This is a genomic window from Flavobacterium sp. CG_23.5, assembly GCF_017875765.1.
Taxonomy (GTDB): Bacteria; Bacteroidota; Bacteroidia; order Flavobacteriales; family Flavobacteriaceae; genus Flavobacterium.
Genome location: NZ_JAGGNA010000001.1, coordinates 1 through 21,213, shown reverse-complemented (window position 1 = coordinate 21,213; position 21,213 = coordinate 1). Strand labels below are relative to the sequence as shown.

The following is a 21,213-nucleotide window of genomic DNA, read 5'->3' as shown; positions in this document are numbered from 1 at the left end:
AGAATAGATATGAGCTACGAATATTCAGAAGACGCCCTTATAGAACAAGCCACTCAAGATGTATTGGAAGAGTTGGGATGGAAAGTGGTTACGGCTTGGACCAAAGAAAGTTTTGGCGAACAAGGACTTTTGGGCCGTGAAAACAAATCAGAAGTGATTTTAAAGCGTTACGTTATTGCGGCTTTGGCCACACTCAATGTTGGTATTCCGCTTTCAGCATATGAGCAAGCGTATGAAATTCTAGCTCAAAAAGTAGCAGATAAAAAATTAGGTAGCATTAATAAAGAGAAATACGACCTACTCAAAAACGGCATTCCAGTAAGTTATACCAATGATAAAGGCGAGCTGATCAAAAAGAAGCTCAAAATATTTGATTATAATAATTACGCCAATAATGATTTCTTAGCAGTACGCCAATTAGAAATAGTAGGCGAGTTGTACAGTCGTCGCCCGGATGTAATTGGTTTTGTAAATGGTATTCCGTTAGTTTTCTTTGAACTCAAAGCACACCATAGTGATTTACGCAATGCGTATAACGACAATATTAATGATTATAAAGATACCATTACACAAGTGTTTCACACTAATGCTTTTATTATTTTAAGTAATGGATTAGATAGCAAAGTAGGAACGGTAACGAGTCCGTATAAATTCTTTTTGGATTGGAAACGTATCGAAGAAGAGCAAGAAGGTGTGGTAAGCTTAGATACCATGTTACGTGGTACCTGCGCACCACACCGTTTAATGGACTTATTTGAAAACTTTCTTTTATTTGATGAAAATAGCGGCGAGGTAGTCAAATTAATGGCTAAAAATCACCAGTATATTGGAGTAAACAAAGTTTTAGAAAACGTTAGTAATATCGATGATCTTCAAGGGAAACTAGGAGTGTATTGGCATACGCAAGGAAGTGGAAAATCGTATTCGATGGTTTTTTTATGTGAAAAAGTACATCGTAAATTTGGCGGTGCTTATACTTTTTTGATTGCAGTAGACAGAACCGAATTAGAAAATCAACTGTATGACACCTTCTCTGGTGCCGGAATCGTCAACGACAAAAACATCGTTTCAGGTAATAAAAAAGGAATGACGGGACGGGACCATCTAAGGGAGTTACTCTCAGAAAACCACCGTTATGTATTTACCCTTATTCATAAATTCTCGATTGATCCCGAAAAAGAATCAGAATACCCACTGATTACAGATCGTAAAAATATCATTGTAATTTCAGATGAAGCGCACCGTACACAAGGCGGAACCTATGCAAGGAACATGCGTTTCTTTGGTTTGCCCAATGCTTCTTATCTTGGTTTTACAGGAACCCCAATTATAAAAGACGAAGAAGAATTGACCAAAAATATATTTGGGGAATATGTTTCTATCTACGACTTTAAACGCGCCATTGACGATGACGCAACTTTACCATTACTTTATGTCAATAGAGGAAAAAAACTAGGAATAGACAATCCTGAACTAGATGATAAAATGGCTGAGGTTCTCGAAGATGAAAATATTGACGAGGATAAAAAGAAAAAGTTAGCCTATTTATTTCAAAAGAATTACCCCATTCTAACTGCCGAAACCAGGCTGGATGATATTGCTAAAGATCTTGTTTGGCATTTTAATGAAAGAGGCTATCAAGGTAAAGCCATGTATGTTGCATTGGATAAACCTACAGCAGTACGCATGCATCAATTGATCATCAAGTATTGGCCTTTGTATTTAAAAGAATTAGAAGGACGAATTGCTAATGCGCAAGACCAACAAGAAGCCCAGGAATTACAAAGAAAATATAACAAGGTTGCTGAAACCGAAGTATGTGTGGTGGTGAGTAGTGAGCAGAATGAGGTGGATAAATTCCGTAAAATGAATTTAGACATTGAGCAGCACCGCCGTAAAATGGTGGAACGAAATCTTGAAAAAGAATTTAAAGATGCTGAAAATCCATTCCGTTTAGCTATAGTTTGCGCCATGTGGATTACAGGTTTTGATGCACAATGTGTTTCTACTGTTTATCTAGATAAACCTATCAAAGGACATACGCTCATGCAAACTATTGCTAGAGCTAACCGTGTGTATGATGATGAAAAGGAAAACGGGCTGATTGTAGATTACGGAAACGTGTATAAAAAATTAGAACAAGCCTACTCTGTATATGGACAAGGCGGAAAAGGGACTCAAGGAAAAGGAACTGGTAAAGCCGTTGAAGAAATTGCTGATTTAGAAAAACAGTTACAGCAAGCCATTAAAGAGGTTAAGGATTATTTGAAAACATTAGATTTCAAACTCTCTACACTTTTTAATGTGAAACCCATGGAAAAAATTAGTTTACTGAAGAATGCAGGAGATTGTATTTGTTTAAATGAAACCACCCGCACGAGTTTTGAAATGATGGCGCGCAGTGTTTTTAGAAAGTACAAAGCCTTATTTCCTGAAGAACAGGCCAAATCATACATCAGAGAATTTAATGCTATAGATGCTATTTACAATCTGCTTAATCAAAACGTAAAATCGGCAGATGTAACAGAAATTATGATGCAACTGCAAAGTATTGTTAACGCAAGCGTGCATTTAGAAAAAGACGGAACAAATGAGATAGAAGAGGAAATATACGTCGATTTAAGTAAGTTGGATTTTGAAAAACTGAAAGCTGCTTTTGCAAAAGCTCCTAATAAAAACACTTTAGTGTATGATTTACAACAAGCCATAGATCAAAAACTACAGCAAATGCTCAAAGAAAATCCGCTACGACTGGATTTTTATGAAAGGTATAAAGACATTGTGGAAGAGTACAACAAAGGGAAGTCCTTGGAAGATACGATTGCTACCTTTGATAAATTAAGTAATTACGTTACCGATTTGTCTTTTGAGGAAGAACGAGCCATTAGAGAAAATTTGAAAGACCAGGAAATTTTAGCTATTTTTGATTTACTTAGAGAAGGTAAAGAATTAGAAGGTAAAGATCTTAAACAAGTTAAAAAAGTAGCATCAGAAACCTTAGAAAAACTAAAAGCCGAAAAGTTAAAGATCGATCATTGGAGAGAAAAAAGAGAAGTGACTGCACAAGTTAAAAGTGAAATTTACAATCAATTGCTATGGCTTCCTCAAGAAGTTTACACCGACGAAGAAGTAAGCCTCAAAACCGTTACGATATATCAACATATTTATTCTAACTATTATGGTGCCGGGAATAGTGTGTATAAAGCACGTTAAAACAAAAAAAGGATTAATTTTATGAAATCAATCCTTTTTTTGTTTGTAAATCGAATGCTGTTATTTAAAAAACTCTGATTTTAATGCTTCTATTTTTAAAATACTTTTATCAATTTTGAAATGTCTTTCTTCTCCATTTCTTAGTAAGCAGTCTGCAATAACAATTTTATCTTTAATGAATTCCTTAACTAAAATCACTCTTTTAGTAACTTTACCTAACGCATCACTGTAAGTTATTTTGTAATATTCATTTGCTGTAAATACATACTCTTTAACAGACGAAAAATTTTGTTTGATTTTATTGTACTCGGGTATTTTTTCTGAAATAATATCTTCAAGACTAATTTTGTTTTCATCTACATCAACTTCTGATAAATCGATAAAAGTATAAATACTAGTAAAAAAATCAAAGCACTTCAATTTATATTTATAATGATTAAATTCTAGATCAATCAGTTGAAGATAGGTGTGATTTAGGACTATTCCACTTTCAAGTTCTATGGGATTTTCAAGACTAAATCGAAGCAATTTGTTACTTGCTATTAGATTGCTCATAGCACTTATAGATTGTATTTCAGGAATTAGATCTACTGCTTCAATAGGTAAAAAATCTTCTGAAAAACCACCTAATGATGGGTTGTACCATTTACATTTTAATAAAAAGAAAGAACTTACCTTCTTTTGGTTACCGGTCTTCGGATTATGAGTTATTTTCTCATCATTTTGTTTTACATCGATTACCGTGAGTACTGGAGGTACAAAATCTAAATGAGCATTAATTTTTTGAGAAGTTTTATATCCATTTTTTTCAAAAGTTGATTTTTGCTTTCCAAGTTCGAAATCACATGATTTTAAAATTACTTGACGGTTTAAAAACTCCTTTTTTAGATCAACTAAAGATGTAGTTTTTTTGTATTCAATACCTATACTTGTCAATACATCTTCATCACGAGTTTCTATTTCAGCTAAATTGTCATGATCAGTAGAAAGTGTTGAATTAATATTTTTTTCTGTAATTGGTGTTAATTGTTCTGGATTAAACCAATAATTTTCAAATTTATGAGTTTTGTGAGAATAAAAAATACATTTTATTTGTTTATTTTTTCTATCACCAGTTTCTGTGTCAAATTCTTTAACATTATTTAAAATTTCTGTAACGACTAATAATGGTGGTGTCATCTGAGCAAGTGCAGATATTTTAACGTCAGTATTTCCAATAGTGTAAGGGTGGTTTTTTAGAGAAAAAATTGCTCCAATTTTGATAGATGCCATAGATTTGAATTGTTAATTACAAACAAACTTAACAAATAAAATCTTATATTTGTTTACCTTGTGCAAAAAAGCAGATTTTTTACAACTAGTTAGGACTAAAGGGCTTTTAGCTTTACTGAATATTTTAGATATTCAGGTTTCGTATTTATTCAAAGCCGACCCTATGAGGGAACTTAGAATCAATGCAAATATACTAATAAATAGGTTCATATCAAATTTAATTAATTGAGATGTAATGCTGTTGTTAAGGTATTTACGAATAAACACAATGACTCAGTAATTGGGTACTAGTCCGGCTCTTAGGAGTGTTATGTAAAATGAATATCATTATTGCTTGGCTATATGCACAAGGTTTTTTTATTTCAAAATGATGCAAATCCCCGATTGGTTAAAAAGTAAAGGTTATTTACACTTATCCCCAAGTTTAAAAATTGGTGAGAATTGGCGTATTTATAAAAGACAGATTGAAAACAAAGACTTTGTATCGAAATATGCTTTTTACCCATTGATTCATTCATTTATTCTGGAAAGAAAATATAAAAATGCAGATAGTTCAAAACACGCTACTATAGGTCGCTCCCATAAGCACATAAACAAAATTACAAGCAATACAGAAAAGACTGCGAAGTTAAGACCTCTGCATTATGCTAGTCATTATGATGCATTGATATATGGTTATTATGCGCATTTGTTGAATCAAAAATATGAAGAGAAATTAAATGCTGTTCCTGGATTATCAGATAGTGTAACAGCTTACCGTAAACTTAAAATTGAAGACGGCTTGGATAAAGGGAAAAGCACTATACACTTTGCTAAAGATGTTTTTGATGAGGTAAAAAAGCGTAGCAATTATGGTAAAGAGGTTGCGGTTTTGACTTTTGATATTAAAGGTTTTTTTCCTTCATTAGATCATACTATTCTAAAACAAAAATGGGCATATATTATTGATGAGGAAAAACTTCCGGACGACCATTATAATGTATTCAAATCGTGTACAAATTTCAATTATGTTCTTGCAAACGATTTGAGGAGAAGACAGACTAAAGGACAACGGAAATCAGGGTTTGATGAGAGTAAATTAGCAAAAATAAGAAAGGAAAAAGGATTCAAATGTTTTTTTGAGTCAAATGAAGATTTTAGAAATCATATTAAGCAAGGAAAACTAAGAGTATACAATAACCCCTTCAGGAAAACAGCTCCCAATGGGAAAAAGGTTAAAATAGGGATTCCACAAGGACTTCCTGTTAGTGCTATTTTAGCTAATATCTATTTATACGACTTTGACAGGTCTATAATATTAGATTTGGTTGAGAAAAAGGACTCCTATTATAGAAGATATTCTGATGATATAATTGTAATTTGTAAAGTTGAAGAAATTGAATTTACTAAAAATTATATTGAAGAATTAATATTAGAAAGTGAATTAAAAATAAGTAGAGAAAAGACAGAAACATTTATATTTAAACACCTCGAGTATAATAGAATTGGTCAAAGTAGGCTTACTTCGATTAAAATAAAAGGAGATAGCACTCAATCAATTGGCTCCCCTTTGATTTATCTAGGGTTTGAGTTTAGAGGGTATAATGTAGTTTTGAAATCAACAAATTTGGCAAAATACTATAGAAGATTGATTAGTATTATTAAGAGAAGAGCAAAAAGGGTTCGTAAAGTCATTGTAAATGATCCGTTGCAAAAAAAATCAATCTACATTAATCAAATCAAGAAGCTTTATAATAAGCCTTTGCGTGAATTGGATTCTGAGAATAAAGATTTAAAACAAAAACAACGCAATCGAACAAAATTGGAGATAAATGAAAGAGGGGAGTATTCAACGATTTCGTTTGAACATAATTCCAAAAGAAGAGATTCTAACTATATGGGATATGTAAAAAGATGTGTAGCTGTTTTTGGGGAAAAAATTTTCGAGCATCAGGTTAGGAAGAGGAAACATATAGTTTACTCTGCTATAAAAAAACATCTGAAATAAATGCAAGCTTAAACCAAATTTTTCACTTTAATTATATTGTTTGTTTTTCATTTTTTTTTTAAATTGCGCAAAAAACAATTTCATACATTATTTATTAGAGACTAAATTCTTTAAATAGGTATAAATTAAAGCTGCAATCATTGAAATGTTGGTAAAAGAGTTCATTCGCAAGACGTTTTAGTAATTATTATGGAAAGTGATAGGTGTTTGATGTGAGAGTTGAAAACAAAAAGCAATAGAAACTGCGAGTTAGCATAGGAGCCATGATGACTTGGTATAGGTAGAATTTCAAGACCCTTGAAATATTCTAATTCGCTGCTATTTTATAGTTGAGCAAATACATTGATGCAGAAAAGCAACATGCATTAAACATGAATAATTTAACACCAGAAAAGCAAGAATGGATAAACTAGGCCAAAGCGGATTGGATGGATCCATTAATCAACAGTCCTGATGAGTTATTAGATAGCTAGGATAAAAACGAAATAGAAAAATAGCAACAGTCGACCACTTACTACCAAATATTGATTGATTATTAAGGTATATTCATATTGTGTTTTTAACTGTTTTTTTTTAAGAGCAACTTCAATTAAAACTCGTAAACTCTCTGAAGTAAACTTTCACTCATTCCTTTGGCAAAATAACGAACCAATAAATCATCACTATTTTCTAATTCACATTTCACAATGGTAGAAATATATTCAAATTGATGTTCCTCATCTGTGATAAGAGGAAATATCGGAGGGCAATTGTATTGCATCATGATCGCTCCCATAATAATTCGGCAAACTCGGCCATTACCATCCGCAAAGGGATGAATTTTGTTTAAAAAAGTATTATGAAAATAGGCCAAAACAGAAAGTATATGTGTGGCTTCATTAGAATTGTCAATCCTTTCAAAGCGGTTGTTAAATAACCCCATATGCGAAGCCATAATAACAGCTAAATTATAATGAGGGGCATATTCTTTATTTTCAAAAAAAGGCTCTCTCGATCCTACTGTTGGAATATTTCTGTAATTCGCGATGAGTTCTGGTTTAAACTCCACTTCCCATGCCAAATCAGACCCCATTAAATCTTGATGAATCCCTTTTACAATTTCTTCTGTCAATTGAAAATCTTCAAGTTTATCCAACAGAGATTTCATAACATCCTTATGGTTGGAAATATTGAGCAAAGAGGTCATTTTACCAACCCTTACCAACTCATTGTTTAAAAATTTTATCGTATCGCCATAATGCAATTTATCATCCTCTATTCTTGCTGAATAAAAAGAATAATTATTGATTAAGCTATCTTTAAATTCAGGAGACCATTTTTCCCTTGGAAATTTCTCTTGGAACTTTTGGAGGGCTTCATTAAAGTGTTGAAGGTAGTCGGGAAGCATTAACGAATTAATCTTTATATTTATTGAATATAAAGCGAACCCACATCTTAATATCGTGAGGGTAAGCAAAAAGAGTGTCATTATCTTTCACCAAAGTTTTTCCAAAAAAGAATCTTTGAAAATCATTTTTAAAAGCAGCGGGAATCCTCTCAACAGAAACGAAGTCCTTTACTGTTGAAAGATTTTTTAAAGATAATATGTCTTGCCTTGTCATTAACATAGTGCAAATTTAAGTAATTGATTCTAAATATACACAGATTAATGGATATTTTAACTATGAAGACTATTTAATACCGTGAGAATAGCAGCGTATTTCTCTGTATTAATGAAGTATTTCTGTATTAAAAAGAACATTTCCGTTAAATATCACGGGCAACCCGATGGCGCGGATTTGTAATCCGTTCCTACAATCGTAAAACAATAGGCCTTGTTTACCTCAATCAACTGTCTAGCCCGATGGCGCGGATTTATAATCCGTTCCCAAAAATAAAATAATATGAGATACGTTTTAGCTTTTTTTCTACCATAGTTATCCCTTGATATTACAAGGTAAAATAGGTTCTGGCATAGTTTGCTTGATATTACAAATTACCATAATCGCTTGGATACCTGCTTGCATTTGGGCTTTTACATCCCTTAACAGAATGTATGCAGATCGCAGAACAACTAAGATTATCAAGGAAATGAAAAAATAAATTAAAACCCTTTTGGATTCAAAACTAGAAAAAATAAACTTTAAAATTTATTAACAAATACTACTTACACAGCGGCTCTGAGAACATTGGTCCATTTAACTTAGAAGATTTAAAATCTAAAAAAATAACTAAAAACACACAAGTGTGGTATGAAGGCATAGCAGATTGGAAAAATACAGGAGAAGTTGACGAACTAAAAAGCCTTTTGTCAGTTGTCCCTCCTCTTATTGCAAAAAAGCCTGAAATTAAACCACAACCTATTGTTAATAATGCAAAAACACATTGGTTTTGGAGGATGACTAGAGTTTCAGCAATCCTAATTATTGTATTTATTGCTATTTTTGCATTTGTAGATTATATAAATGAAAAAAATAGAGGTTCATCTTATGAAGAAAGTATCATAACAATAGGAAAAATAGAAGCAGTAGACCCATCTTCATATTTAATGCAACCGGTACATACAAACCAACCTTTTTAGGAGACCAATTAAAAATAAATGGTATTATTGAAAACAAAGCAACAGTCACTAATTATAAAGATGTGATCATTGAGGTAATTTTTTATAGTAAAACTGATTCGGAGATTGCTAGGGAAAAATATACTATTTATGATTTTTTTGCTCCTAATACAAATATGGAGTTCAAATTGAAAGTAAACAATTATAGTAATGTTACTGCTATTGGTTGGGATGTAGTTAATGCAACTGTAAATTAAAATTAAGATTTATAATTTATTCCAACTAAAAAACCTATCTCTCCGAAGTATCCTCTCTTGGGAGTTTTTTTATATTAAAATCCGTCCACCGCAGTGTTACTTGTTTATAAAATTTTTATTTTAAAAAAAATAAGAAAAACGTGCTAATTGCCTCGTAGTGGATTCTCTTTTAGAAATCTAGCTTCCTACAACCCCCATTTTTAGAATAACCAAATTATTTTTTTTCTGCAAATAACCGCTTTTACGGTAAACCGTAAAGGAATGGAAAATCATTACGTTATATTTGCCAAAAACCTCTTTTTCCCTACGTAGATACAATAGTAGACGTTGGTTGAATTAATGCACAATTATGAAACACCTTTTCAAAGTTCTATTTTTATTCGTTCTATTAATTCTTAATGCTAGTGCTGTTTATTCTTCAAATAAAATAGAGGAAATCATAAAACTAAAAACAGTAGCAGATCCAACTGGGCAAATAACAGGAAATACAACGGTATGCCAGAATGCAGCGCAGCCTATAATAGTATTTGAGGTTGACGATAATGTAAAAGGGCCTTACACCTTTACTTATACAATAAATGGAGGGGCACTTATAAGTGCAACAACAACAGCTAATAATAAAAGTCTGACCGTTTCTCAACCAACAAATGTAACGGGAACTTTCTCCTATATTTTAACTGGTGTGATGGACAAAGACGGCAAGAATGTTGTAGTTTCAAGTAACAATACAGTAACAATTATAGTGAATCCCTTACCAGCGGCTGATTTTACTTTTATTGATACACAGTGTTCGGGTACTGCGGTACAGTTTAACACAACAAGTAGTGGAAACTCTTATACTTGGAATTTTGGTGATGGAAATACGTCGTCAGAAAAAAATCCTACTCATATATTTACTTCATTAGGTTGTGGTACAGCACCTTTTAATATTACTTTAACTGTAACTGATGCCAATGGTTGTTCAAGTACAATAACTAAGATTATCACAATAAATCAGCAACCAAACGTAAATTTTATTGACAGTAGTGTTAACTACAACCCTCTAAATCTCTCTAATCAATTTAATAATTGTAATTCAGCTGGAGCAAACCCAAATTATAATGTAAGTGTTAGCCCTTCTGCTTCCAATTCTAGTTGTATAAACAGCTATAGTGTATTATGGGATGATGGCGGTACACCGCAAATATTTACTTCTTTTCCTTTTACGCATTCCTACACTACTCTTGGGGCATTTACGATGGCAATTACTGCTATTGGAGGTAATGGCTGCTCGACGACAAAAAAATATATTATAAAAAATGAGTCGAATCCAGCAGGAGGCCTTGTTAGTCCCGGAAGCACAACAAACTTATGTGCTCCTACACCAGAATTAAAATTCACATTGTCCAACTGGGCTTTAAATTCACCTGGAACAACATACACACTAGACTATGGAGATTCCTCACCAATGATACAACTTTTACAATCAGATTTAATGCAGAATTCATTGTACTATAATTCTGCTAATCCATCCCTTTCGTCAAATTATCCCGTTCCACATATCTACAGCACAAGTAGTTGCCCCAATGCTAGTATAACTGCAACATTAAAAATATCAAATTCATGTGGAACAACCAATTCGACAATTTCACCAATTATTATTTTAAGGTCTCCTACTTCAAATTTCACAAATCCTCCTAAAGCCTGCGTCAACACTTGTGTTCAATTTACTAATACATCCACACCCGCTTCCAATGAAGGTTGCCTTGAAAGTACATTATACGAGTGGAATTTTGGGGATGGTTCAAGTATTTATTCCACAACCGCAGCCGGGACTCCAAACCCTCCATGTCATACCTATACATCACCAGGTAAGTACACCGTAACACTAACCACTTATGGATATTGTGGTACAAGCATTAAAACTGGTGAAATTTGTATTGAGCCTCCACTTGTTCCTAACTTCACCGCAGAAAGTTCAGGTTGTTCACCGCAAGCAATCACCGCTACAAACACAACGGTTGAATCTAATTCTTGCAGTCCCCCAACCTATGTATGGAGTACAACTTTTGTTCCATCAAGTTGTGGAACAACTATTGCACCAATTCCAAATCAAACCAGTGCAAACGGTTCATTTAATTTCACTGAGCCTGGAACTTATAGCATTAAGCTAACCGCAACTAATTCTTGTACGCCTTCCCAATCTGTAATTAAAACGTTCACCGTTAAACAACCCCCAAAGGTTACAATTGCGCCAATTGCACCTCTTTGTCAAACGGGAGTTGCAACAGTTATCAATCCAACAGCGACTATAATAAACTGTGGGACACAATCTCCCCTGACGTATGAGTGGAGTTTCCCAAATGGAATACCAGCAACTGCGACAACTGCGAACCCTGGTCCTATTAGTTATACTAGTTCAGGAACATTTCCAATTTCTTTGAAAGTAACAAATGAATGCGGAACAACAACCGTAAACAGTTCAATCACTATCAAACCCACACCAACTGTTGATAATATTACAAGCCAACAAAAGTGCAAAGGACAACAATCGGATGCTATCGTGTTTAGCGGGGGTCTTACTGGTACGGTTTACAATTGGACAAACAACAATACAGCAATAGGATTAATGGCTGCAGATACTGGAGATATAAATCCTTTTATTCTTACTAATACAGGAACAACAGTCTTGACAGCTACAATAACAGTAACACCTTCACTTAATGGCTGTTCAGGACCTGCAAAAACATTTACTATCACTGTAAACCCAGAGGCTACAGTAAGCACTGTCAGTAACTCGGTTCTTTGCAACACTTCTCTGCAAAATGCAATTACTTTTAGCAGTTCTTCAGCATTAACTACCTTTTCTTGGAGCAATAACGCCCCTTCCATTGGGTTAGCGGCAAGTGGAACTGGTAATATTCCAGCTTTTACTGCTACGAATGCAGGAATCTCCCCTGTCGTGGCTACTATTACAGTTACTCCATCAAATGCATTGGGTTGCAATGGAATTCCAAAAACATTTACTATAACTGTTAATCCCACTCCCACTCCATTGGTCTTGACCAATCAAGAGTATTGTAATGGAGTTGCAACTAGTCCAATAATTTTTAGTAATAACGTTTCAGGAACTACTTACACATGGATTAATTCTAATGTTGCTATTGGTTTAGCCGCAAACGGAACGGGAAATATACCTGCATTTACACCAAAAAACACGAGTGGAAACCCTATTACAGCAACTATAAGTGTTACCCCAAAAGCAAATGGATGTACAGGAACATGGCAAGACTTTACCATTACTGTAAACCCGTCTCCAGTAGTCACCTTTTCAATACAAAATCAGACCATTTGTTCAGGTGATACTTCGGCTTTAGTAACATTAAGCACTGTTGCTGGAGCTACTTTAAATTGGACTGCAATCCAACCATCAGGAATGTCAGGAGTCGCAACAAGCGGAACTAATACAATCCCTGCACAACCTTTAGTCAATAATACAAATGCCAATATCGTTGTAACGTATAATGCCTCGTCAACACTATCAAGTGGAGCAACTTGCGCTGGAGCTACATTTCTTTATACCATAACCGTAAAACCAAAACCAATTATTGCTGCGAATATGGCTGCGAATAGTTGTAGTGGTTTGTCATTCTCTATTATCCCAACGAACGGTGCTGGAAATAATATTCCCACAGGAACCACTTATTCTTGGAGTACTCCAATTGTAACGGGTGGGATTTCTGGTGGGATTTCTGGAACAAATCAAACTAATATAAGTGGAACATTAAACAATACAACTACTGTTGTTCAAACAGCAACTTATACCGTCATTCCATCATTAAATGGTTGTGCAGGTTTACCGTTTGATGTTGTGGTTTCTGTAAATCCAAAACCCGATGTAAATGCGAACACAGACATTGTACTTTGTGCTGGAGATACGGGCCAACTAATTAATTTTTCAGGAAATGTTTCAGGCACAACCTATAATTGGTCATCCAATCTTACAAACATTGGAATAGCAGCTTCTGGCAGCAATTCCGTTCCAACATTTACAGCAATAAATACAGGTTTAACTCCAATAATTGCAACAGTTACCGTAACACCTTCAGCTAACAGTTGTACGGGTTTATCCAAAACATTTAAAATAACAGTAAATCCGCGACCGAACATTAATTCGATAACCAACCTGGTAAAATGTAATGGCATCGCCAGCGGCACTATCCTTTTTACTGGAAGTGTAAATGGAACTACTTTTGACTGGACGAATGATACACCGTCAATTGGTTTAGCCGCTTCTGGAAACGGCAATATTCCAAGTTTTACAACAATAAATACTGGATTAATACCAGTAATTGCGACTATAACCGTTACGCCAAAAGCAAATGGCTGTTTTGGAACTCCAACCACTTTTACCATCACTGTTAACCCAACACCTACAGTTGATTTAGCATCAAATCAAACGGTTTGTAATGTCCAATCAACCACCGCTATTGTATTTTCGGGAGCAATTCCAAATACGAGTTACAATTGGAACAATAGTAATTCAAATATTGGATTAGGAGCTAATGGCGTGGGAGATATTCCAGCGTTTAATGCTATTAATAACGGAACTACACCTATTATTGCTACTATTACCGTTACTCCAACTTTAAATGGTTGTCCAGGAGCTTCCAAAACATTTACCATCACTATAAATCCATCTCCGACAGTTTCATTTACATCTTCAAATCAAGTGGTGTGCTCTGGATCTTCCTCTACCATTGTCAATTTAACCAGTACATCGGGTACAAGTTTTAGTTGGACTGCGTTGCAACCCTCTGGAATACTTGGGGTGTTGACAAGTGGAACGAACACAATTCCGGTTCAGACATTAATCAATTCCACTAATGTTCCAATTGTAGTGACTTATTTGGCTACCGCAGAATCAAATAGTGGTGTAAGCTGTCAAGGGATAACTTATCCTTATACCATTACAGTAAATCCAGTGTCTTCCATCACGACTACACAAGCTCAAACCATCTGTTCCAATTCTACTTTTTCAGTAGTTCCTTTAGATGGCAGCGGAAATAGTGTCCCGGTTGGAACCACCTATTCATGGTCGGCGCCTGTGGTTACGGGCGGAATTACAGGAGGTGTAGCATTGGCAAATCAAACAACCATTAAAGGCACATTAAATAATCCAACAAATGATGTTCAAACTGCAACATACACCGTCATTCCAAAATCTGGAACTTGTACCGGACCAACATTTACAACGGTGATTACTGTCAATCCTTCTCCAAAAGTTCAATTTTCGGCAGCCAACCAAACAATATGTTCTGGAAGTGCTAGTTTACCCATAACTCTATCCACTCTAACTACAGGAAATGTTACCTTCAATTGGACAGCAACGATTCCTGCGGGAATTTCTGGAGGAACTGGTTCGGGAACGGGTACAATTCCAACACAGACTTTGTTAAATTTAACCACAACGCCACTAACAGTAATTTATACTGCGACAGCAACTTTCGAAAACAATGGGGTTTCTTGCTCGGGCCCGACATTAGATTATAAAATAACGGTAAACCCTGCTATTATTACATCCAGTATTCTGTCTAATTATAATGGTTTTAATGTGAGCAGTGTTGGCGCAAATGATGGCGCAATAAATGTCACCGTTACAGGAGGTTCAGGTACTTATACCTATTTATGGTCAGGACCACCCGGTTTTTCGGCTTTAAGCCAAGACATTTCAAATGTTCCAGCTGGCGATTACACGCTAACCATAAACGATGCGTTGTGTAATCCTGTTATTTTAAATTTTACCTTAACGGCACCATTACCTTTGCTTATTCAAGAAGATAATGCAGCACAAATAGATGTATTGTGTTTTGGTTATTTGACTGGAGCCATTAAAGTTGATATTACACAGCAATCTGTTGGACCTTATGATTATTTATTGACTTTGCAAGGAGGTGGAACAATCAGTAGCATTATTAACGCAACGTCTACAAATTATACTTTTACGAGTTTGGCAGCAGGCATTTATGACATTAAAGTTACCGATGCAAATGGAAGTAGTAAGACAATTCTAGGAATAGAAATCACACAACCCAGCGGTATTTCAGCTACCATATCATATCCTACGATTATCAGTTGTGCTGGAAGTGCAACGGGTTCGGCAACGGTATCTGCCAGTGGAGGAATCGGAACTCTAACTTATTCTTGGAATACAAATCCAATTCAAACGACGGAGACAGCCTCAGGTTTAATAGCAGGTACTTATACTGTTACCATAACAGATGCCAATAATTGTTCGATACAAAAACAGGCTGTAATTACGGAACCAAACGGTATTGTTGCATCAATCACTTCTCTAACCAATGTGCTATGTTTTGGCAATAATACGGGTTCAGCAACGGTATCCGCCACTGGAGGCACAGGAGTTTTAACCTATTCATGGGACACGGTTTCAATTCAAACTACGGTAACAGCAACAGGATTAGTAGCAGGAACTTATAAAGTAACCATAACAGATGCTAATGGTTGTTCAAATGTGCAGACCGCACTTATTACTCAGCCTTCAGCAGGATTGACCGCTATGATTTCGAATTCAACTAACGTGAGTTGTTTTGGAGGAAATAATGGAAATGCTACCGTTTCAGTTACTGGAGGGACTTCACCTTATACCTACTCTTGGAATACCAACCCAATTCAAACCTCGGTAACAGCTACAGGATTAACAGCAGGAACTTATAATGTAACGGTTACAGATGCTAATGGATGTGTAGATTCAAGCCCCGTAACAATAACAGAACCAGCAGGAATGTCAGCAACTATATCCGCTCAAACAGATGTTTACTGTTCAGGAAATAGCAGCGGTTCAGCAACTGTGACTGTTAACGGAGGTACAGCACCTTATGGCTATTCTTGGAATACAACACCAGTTCAAACATCAGCTACAGCAACAAATCTGGCAGTTGGTACTTATACAGCCATCATTACAGATGCTAATGGTTGTACTACAAGCACTCAAGCCACTATCACAGAGCCAAATGGTATTGTAATTTCAATAGCATCACAAACCAATGTGAAATGTTTTGGAAATAATACAGGCTCAGTTTCCGTTTTAGCAAGTGGTGGAACGGGAATATTAACATACTCCTGGGATACCATTCCGGTACAAACTTCTTTAAATGCAATAGGGTTAATTGCAGGAACGTATCATTTGACCGTTACCGATGCTAATAATTGTACCAAGGTTGAAACAGTAAATATTACGCAACCCGACGATATTAGTATAACTACTGATTTAGAGAAAGACATTACTTGCTTTAATGATGCTAATGGTGAAATTAAAATCACAATCAGTGGAGGTACATTAAAGTACAATTATACTTGGTCGAAAGATGGAATTCCTTATTCTGCTGCCGAAGACTTATCCAATTTAAGTCCAGGAATTTACATGGTTACAGTTTCTGACGCTAACAATTGCGGTCCAAAAACAGCGACATTTACCATTACCGAACCACCAATATTAGAGGTAAGCCTATTAAGCCAAACTAATATATTATGCTTTGGAGAAGCTACTGGAGCTATAGAAATTTTTGTTGTTGGAGGAACACCCACACTTTCTGGATATAGCTTTTCTTGGACTGGGCCTAACGGATTTACAAGTTCCAATAAAAATCTCACTGCCATTACTGCTGGAACTTATAATGTACTGGTTACCGATAATTCGGGATGTTCTAAAGCATTAAGTGTTACACTTACCCAACCAACTGCCATTATTTTGTCGGCCACAACCACACCAATAATCTGTTATGGTTCTAATGATGCTTCTATAACTCTTGCTATAAATGGGGGTGTTACTCCTTATACTATTGCATGGAGTAATCTTGGAGGCGGCACGTTTCAAAACAATCTATCGGCTGGGGATTATCTAATTACCGTTACAGATTCTAACAATTGTGTAAAAACACTGAATGTAAATATCCCTGAAGCACCCATTTTTACAATCAATCCGGTAGTTAAAAACATTTCTTGTTTTGGTGCCCATGATGGTAGTATCAATCTAAATATTATTGGAGGGATTGCTCCTGTGAAATTAGTTTGGGATGACAGTCCAGTAGCTGGAAATGTCAGGAATAATTTAGGACCAGGCTCTTACACGGTAACTATTGTTGACAGTAAGCCTTGTACCATTAAAAAGAGTTTTATTATATTAGAACCTCAACCTTTAATTCTATCTGCCAATGTAGACAATGCCTTTGATTGTGACAAAGCCAATAGTGGCGCAATAAATCTTCTCGTTGCTGGAGGTACACCACCTTTCACTTATGCTTGGTCAAACGGATCTACAACAGAAGATTTAGTGAATATTCCTGCTGGAAATTATTTGGTTACCGTAATTGATAGTAGGGGCTGTTCAAAACAGGCACAATACAGTATCAACAGACCGCCGCCTATAGTAATTGGAGTAGCTACCAAAACAGAATTTGACTGTGAAACGAAGTTCGTAAAACAAACATTTGTAGCACAAGTTTCGGGTGGGGTTCCACCCTACCAATTAGCCTGGTCCAGCGGAACGGTAAGCGGTTCGAATAATGAAATGATGAATACCAGCCAAAACGGAACAGCAATATTATACGTAACGGATGCTTTAGGTTGTAAAGCAAATTACTCGTTCAATGTTAAACTGCAGTCCCTTGGAACACCTTCATTTAATGCAACTTCCTATTCTTTTGTAACATATGGCACTTATTCTATAATCGATCCAATACAGTTTACCAATACCGCTACTGGTGATTTTATAAGTATGGTTTGGGATTTTGGCGATGGTAGCTTTTCAACCGAGCTCAACCCGGTGCATACATTCCTAAATCCAAAAGAGTACGTGGTGACACAAACTGTTACGTATCCTTTTGGATGTGTCTATGTGCAAAAAATTACTTTTAATGTTGAGAAAGGATATTTATTTGTCGTTCCCACTGCCTTCACACCCAACAATGATAATATGAATGATACATTCAGACCCGTGACTAAGGCATTAAAAAATGTTCGATTGGATATTTATGATACTTGGGGTTCACTAATCTATTCAGAAACCGGAGACACTTTAAGGGGATGGGATGGTAAAATAAAAGGACAGATTGCGGAAAACGGTAATTATTATTGTAAAGTGAGCGCAGAAACCTTTTATGGAACTATTGTCAATGAAAATCGCCCTTTTGTATTAATAAAATAAGCACCCTAAGAGAATGAAATTAAAATTTATTATATATGTAGTCTTAGCTTCCATATCGATTGTAGAAGTTAAGGCGCAAGACCCTGTTTTCACGCAGTATTATTTTGTTCCTGAAACGCAGAACGGTGCGTTTACAGGAACCGTAAATACTTTAAACACAGGAATTCTACATAGAACGCAATGGCCTGATGGAGCCAGAAGACTGGATACTGATTATGCATTTATCAACGGCTCAATCGGAAACTTATCAGAAGATTCACGTCCAAGCGATTCCAATCTTCAAAATATTGGAATAGGGCTGACAGTGCTAAACCAGCATGAGGTTTTTACAGATTATAATTACACTCAAATCAATGGTGTATTTTCCCTAAATCTTGACCTTGATAATTTTTATTCCGGTTTAAGAATGATTTTAGGATTAGAAGGAGGTTATGGAACTAAAAATTTTAATTTCAAAAGCCTTTTGTTTGAAGACCAAATCAATACTAACAATGGCAGCATTGGCGGTGGTAGTTTAGATCCAAGTCTTTTACGCCTACAGAACAAAATAGATTTCTTTGATATTTCTTCGGGATTTTTGCTTTATACCGATGATTTTTGGCTCGGAGCTTCAATGAAGCATCTTAACACACCCAATATTGCATTTGACTCCCAAGGTAAACTGCCGTTAGATATGAATTTCACTCTTCAAAGTGGCTATTCATTCAATCTGGACAGTGGCCCCGGTTTTTCGTTCTTACCGGATAATTCCAAATTAGTCCTCACATCAAATTTCATGAAACAAGGTCAATACAATCGATTGGATTTTGGTAGTATAGTACATTTCAATCCATTTATTATAGGCGTAATTGCTGCAACAAATCCTATGATGAAAAGTGCTGACAGCCATCTTCTGACTTCAGTAAATCTGATTGGTTCCATTAAAATATATAACTTCACTTTTGGTTATTCCTATGATGTAAGCACTTCAAAAATAGAGAATACTCAGGGAGTTCATGAATTTTCCCTAACTTGGCAGATAGGTAGGGAATGTCATAGTTGTAATAATTATTTGGCAAGAAGACCTTGGGGCAGGAATTATGATGATTAAAATTTTAAAAGAAATTTTCTTAATCTTCAACAGAAAAGAAAAAAATAATAAAAACGAATGTTTTTTTACTACCAATTATGGAGACATACTCAATCTAACAGATTATATTTCGCAAAAGCTTTAGATTTTAAACCTTTTATTTTTGCATTTCTACAGCCACTAATCGAGAAGGAAAAAGCGATAAAAGCTACTTTTTAACCTCTGCAAATCCCTTTTTAGATTGTTTAATTTCTATGGCTTGAACTACCCAGAAATTAAGATTGATTTCAGACAAATGGCTACTCAAAGGAAATGTATAAATACCTGTTTTTTCGCAACAAAACAAAACATTAGTCAAATCTATTTTCTGTTTTATTAAGTATTTTAAAATTTCTTAAATACCTTTTAAGTTGTTTTCTACAATGAAATGATTAGTTACATTGGCTGATTTATTTTTTAAAATAACTACATCTAATTTTGATTTTTAAATGTCAATACCTACGTAAAATAAATAGTTTTTCACAACTTTTAATTTAGGATAAACAAAAATGTTGAACTTCTTTACAGCCTTTATTAGACCTTGATGTCTATCATTCTATTTAAAGCAATCAAGCGGTCTCCCTACGGTCGTTCCCTTTGTTTCGCTCGGCAGTTCCAGTCGGTCAACCAAATATTTCCACAACAAATTTTCGTGTAATTTAGGGGATCTTTTTTAATCATAAATAGCTTGGTTTCCCTCCATTCCACAGACACTACACAGCACAAAAAAAAATAGCAGTCCCGCTAAAAGAAAAGGCGGGACAGCTATTTTTTTTGCGCCGTTCCGTTCCTCATCTCCACACGGTCACTTCCTGCGTTCGTCGGGGCTATTACAGCCACAATACAGCTTCATTCCGTTCCGCTTCGTAAACTACGCTGCTCTGCAGTCAGCAGTATTATGTCTGTCGCCCCTTATTTTTTCAGCGGTTGCTCCTTCGCACAGCCATCGGGGTTGGCTCCGTTCGGTGAAAAACCTCACTGTGCCCTAAATCAAGGTTTCCCTCCAAAAAAAGTCGGGACTGTTTTATTTTTTTCCCGCCGTTTCACGCTCCTATCCGCTACGTTTCGCTCCATTTATGTAGCACTAATATGTTAGTATTTAGTCCTCAACTTTTGTCATCCTGAGCGAAGTCGAAGGACGCTCAACTCCCGCGTCCAGGGTGGCTATTCGATTGCCGCAACCCCGCCACTGCGCTCCTCATCCGCAATAAAAAGTTCCTTCTCGTCCCAAAAGACGAGACCACTTTTTATTGCTCCTTGCGGTGCTTGGGGGTGTTTAATTGCCGATTTCACAAGAACGACCCCAAAAGAAGAACAGTAACGAGAATGTTTTGTGATACAAGAAAAAAAATAAAAAAAAGAAAGTAAAGGTAAGTTCCGGTTTCAAAAAGTAAAGTTCAAGCCCTCCGGGTTTTTGAAAAAAATCTCCACCCTTCAACCTGAATTCATTTCAGGTATTTTTTTGGCTACACATGACTGCCGCTCCTCCTATTTTCTGTAGATAATCGGGTAGTATTTTTTCAAAAAAACTTGACTCCTTTTGAATCCTCCACTTCTATGAAGACTTTCTTTTTTTTCTTTTTCTTTTAAAAATAGTAGGGTGCCGAGCGCAGCGAGGCACATAATCTAAAA

The 21,213-nt window shown here is 35.5% G+C and carries 8 protein-coding genes; 6 read left to right on the top strand and 2 right to left on the bottom strand.

Annotation, left to right across the window (positions count from 1 at the left end):
- Positions 1–9 precede the first annotated feature (9 nt).
- Positions 10–3,213: a type I restriction endonuclease subunit R gene (locus H4V97_RS00040; RefSeq protein WP_209548564.1), complete on the top strand. Its 3,204-nt coding sequence runs from the start codon at positions 10–12 to the stop codon at positions 3,211–3,213.
- A 60-nt stretch (positions 3,214–3,273) separates the two neighbouring features.
- On the opposite strand, the gene H4V97_RS00035 is transcribed toward H4V97_RS00040, so the two are convergent.
- Positions 3,274–4,485 carry a hypothetical protein gene (locus H4V97_RS00035; RefSeq protein WP_209548563.1) on the bottom strand — a complete coding sequence of 404 codons (1,212 nt, stop codon included), beginning with the start codon at positions 4,483–4,485 and terminating at the stop codon, positions 3,274–3,276.
- A 367-nt stretch (positions 4,486–4,852) separates the two neighbouring features.
- Between H4V97_RS00035 and H4V97_RS00030 the strand changes: the two genes are divergently transcribed.
- Positions 4,853–6,472, top strand: coding sequence for a reverse transcriptase domain-containing protein (locus tag H4V97_RS00030; protein ID WP_245345168.1), 1,620 nt, complete (start codon positions 4,853–4,855; stop codon positions 6,470–6,472).
- Between the two features lie 589 nt (positions 6,473–7,061).
- On the opposite strand, the gene H4V97_RS00025 is transcribed toward H4V97_RS00030, so the two are convergent.
- The gene (locus tag H4V97_RS00025; protein ID WP_209548562.1) at positions 7,062–7,859 is read right to left on the bottom strand and encodes a Fic family protein; all 798 of its coding nucleotides are present in this window, start codon (positions 7,857–7,859) and stop codon (positions 7,062–7,064) included.
- 744 nt (positions 7,860–8,603) lie between these two features.
- On the opposite strand from H4V97_RS00025, the gene H4V97_RS00020 reads away from it, so the two are divergent.
- From H4V97_RS00020 to H4V97_RS00005, 4 genes are all read left to right on the top strand, one after another.
- A complete protein-coding gene (locus H4V97_RS00020; RefSeq protein ID WP_209550249.1) occupies positions 8,604–9,032 on the top strand; it encodes a DUF4339 domain-containing protein in 429 nt (142 codons plus the stop codon).
- Between the two features lie 62 nt (positions 9,033–9,094).
- The gene (locus H4V97_RS00015) at positions 9,095–9,268 is read left to right on the top strand and encodes a hypothetical protein (RefSeq protein ID WP_209548561.1); all 174 of its coding nucleotides are present in this window, start codon (positions 9,095–9,097) and stop codon (positions 9,266–9,268) included.
- Between the two features lie 349 nt (positions 9,269–9,617).
- Positions 9,618–18,473 (top strand): PKD-like domain-containing protein, encoded by an 8,856-nt coding sequence (locus tag H4V97_RS00010; RefSeq protein WP_209548560.1) that lies wholly within the window; start codon positions 9,618–9,620, stop codon positions 18,471–18,473.
- A gap of 13 nt (positions 18,474–18,486) precedes the next feature.
- Positions 18,487–19,563, top strand: a complete 1,077-nt coding sequence (locus H4V97_RS00005) for a PorP/SprF family type IX secretion system membrane protein (RefSeq protein ID WP_209548559.1) — start codon at positions 18,487–18,489, stop codon at positions 19,561–19,563.
- The last annotated feature ends 1,650 nt before the right edge of the window (positions 19,564–21,213 follow it).

What these genes read in the sequence shown, in the direction of transcription:
- H4V97_RS00040 (WP_209548564.1), top strand. Translation starts at nt 10, where the DNA reads ATGAGCTACGAATATTCAGAAGACGCCCTTATAGAACAAGCCACTCAA.
- H4V97_RS00035 (WP_209548563.1), bottom strand. Translation starts at nt 4,485, where the DNA reads ATGGCATCTATCAAAATTGGAGCAATTTTTTCTCTAAAAAACCACCCT.
- H4V97_RS00030 (WP_245345168.1), top strand. Translation starts at nt 4,853, where the DNA reads ATGATGCAAATCCCCGATTGGTTAAAAAGTAAAGGTTATTTACACTTA.
- H4V97_RS00025 (WP_209548562.1), bottom strand. Translation starts at nt 7,859, where the DNA reads ATGCTTCCCGACTACCTTCAACACTTTAATGAAGCCCTCCAAAAGTTC.
- H4V97_RS00010 (WP_209548560.1), top strand. Translation starts at nt 9,618, where the DNA reads ATGAAACACCTTTTCAAAGTTCTATTTTTATTCGTTCTATTAATTCTT.
- H4V97_RS00005 (WP_209548559.1), top strand. Translation starts at nt 18,487, where the DNA reads ATGAAATTAAAATTTATTATATATGTAGTCTTAGCTTCCATATCGATT.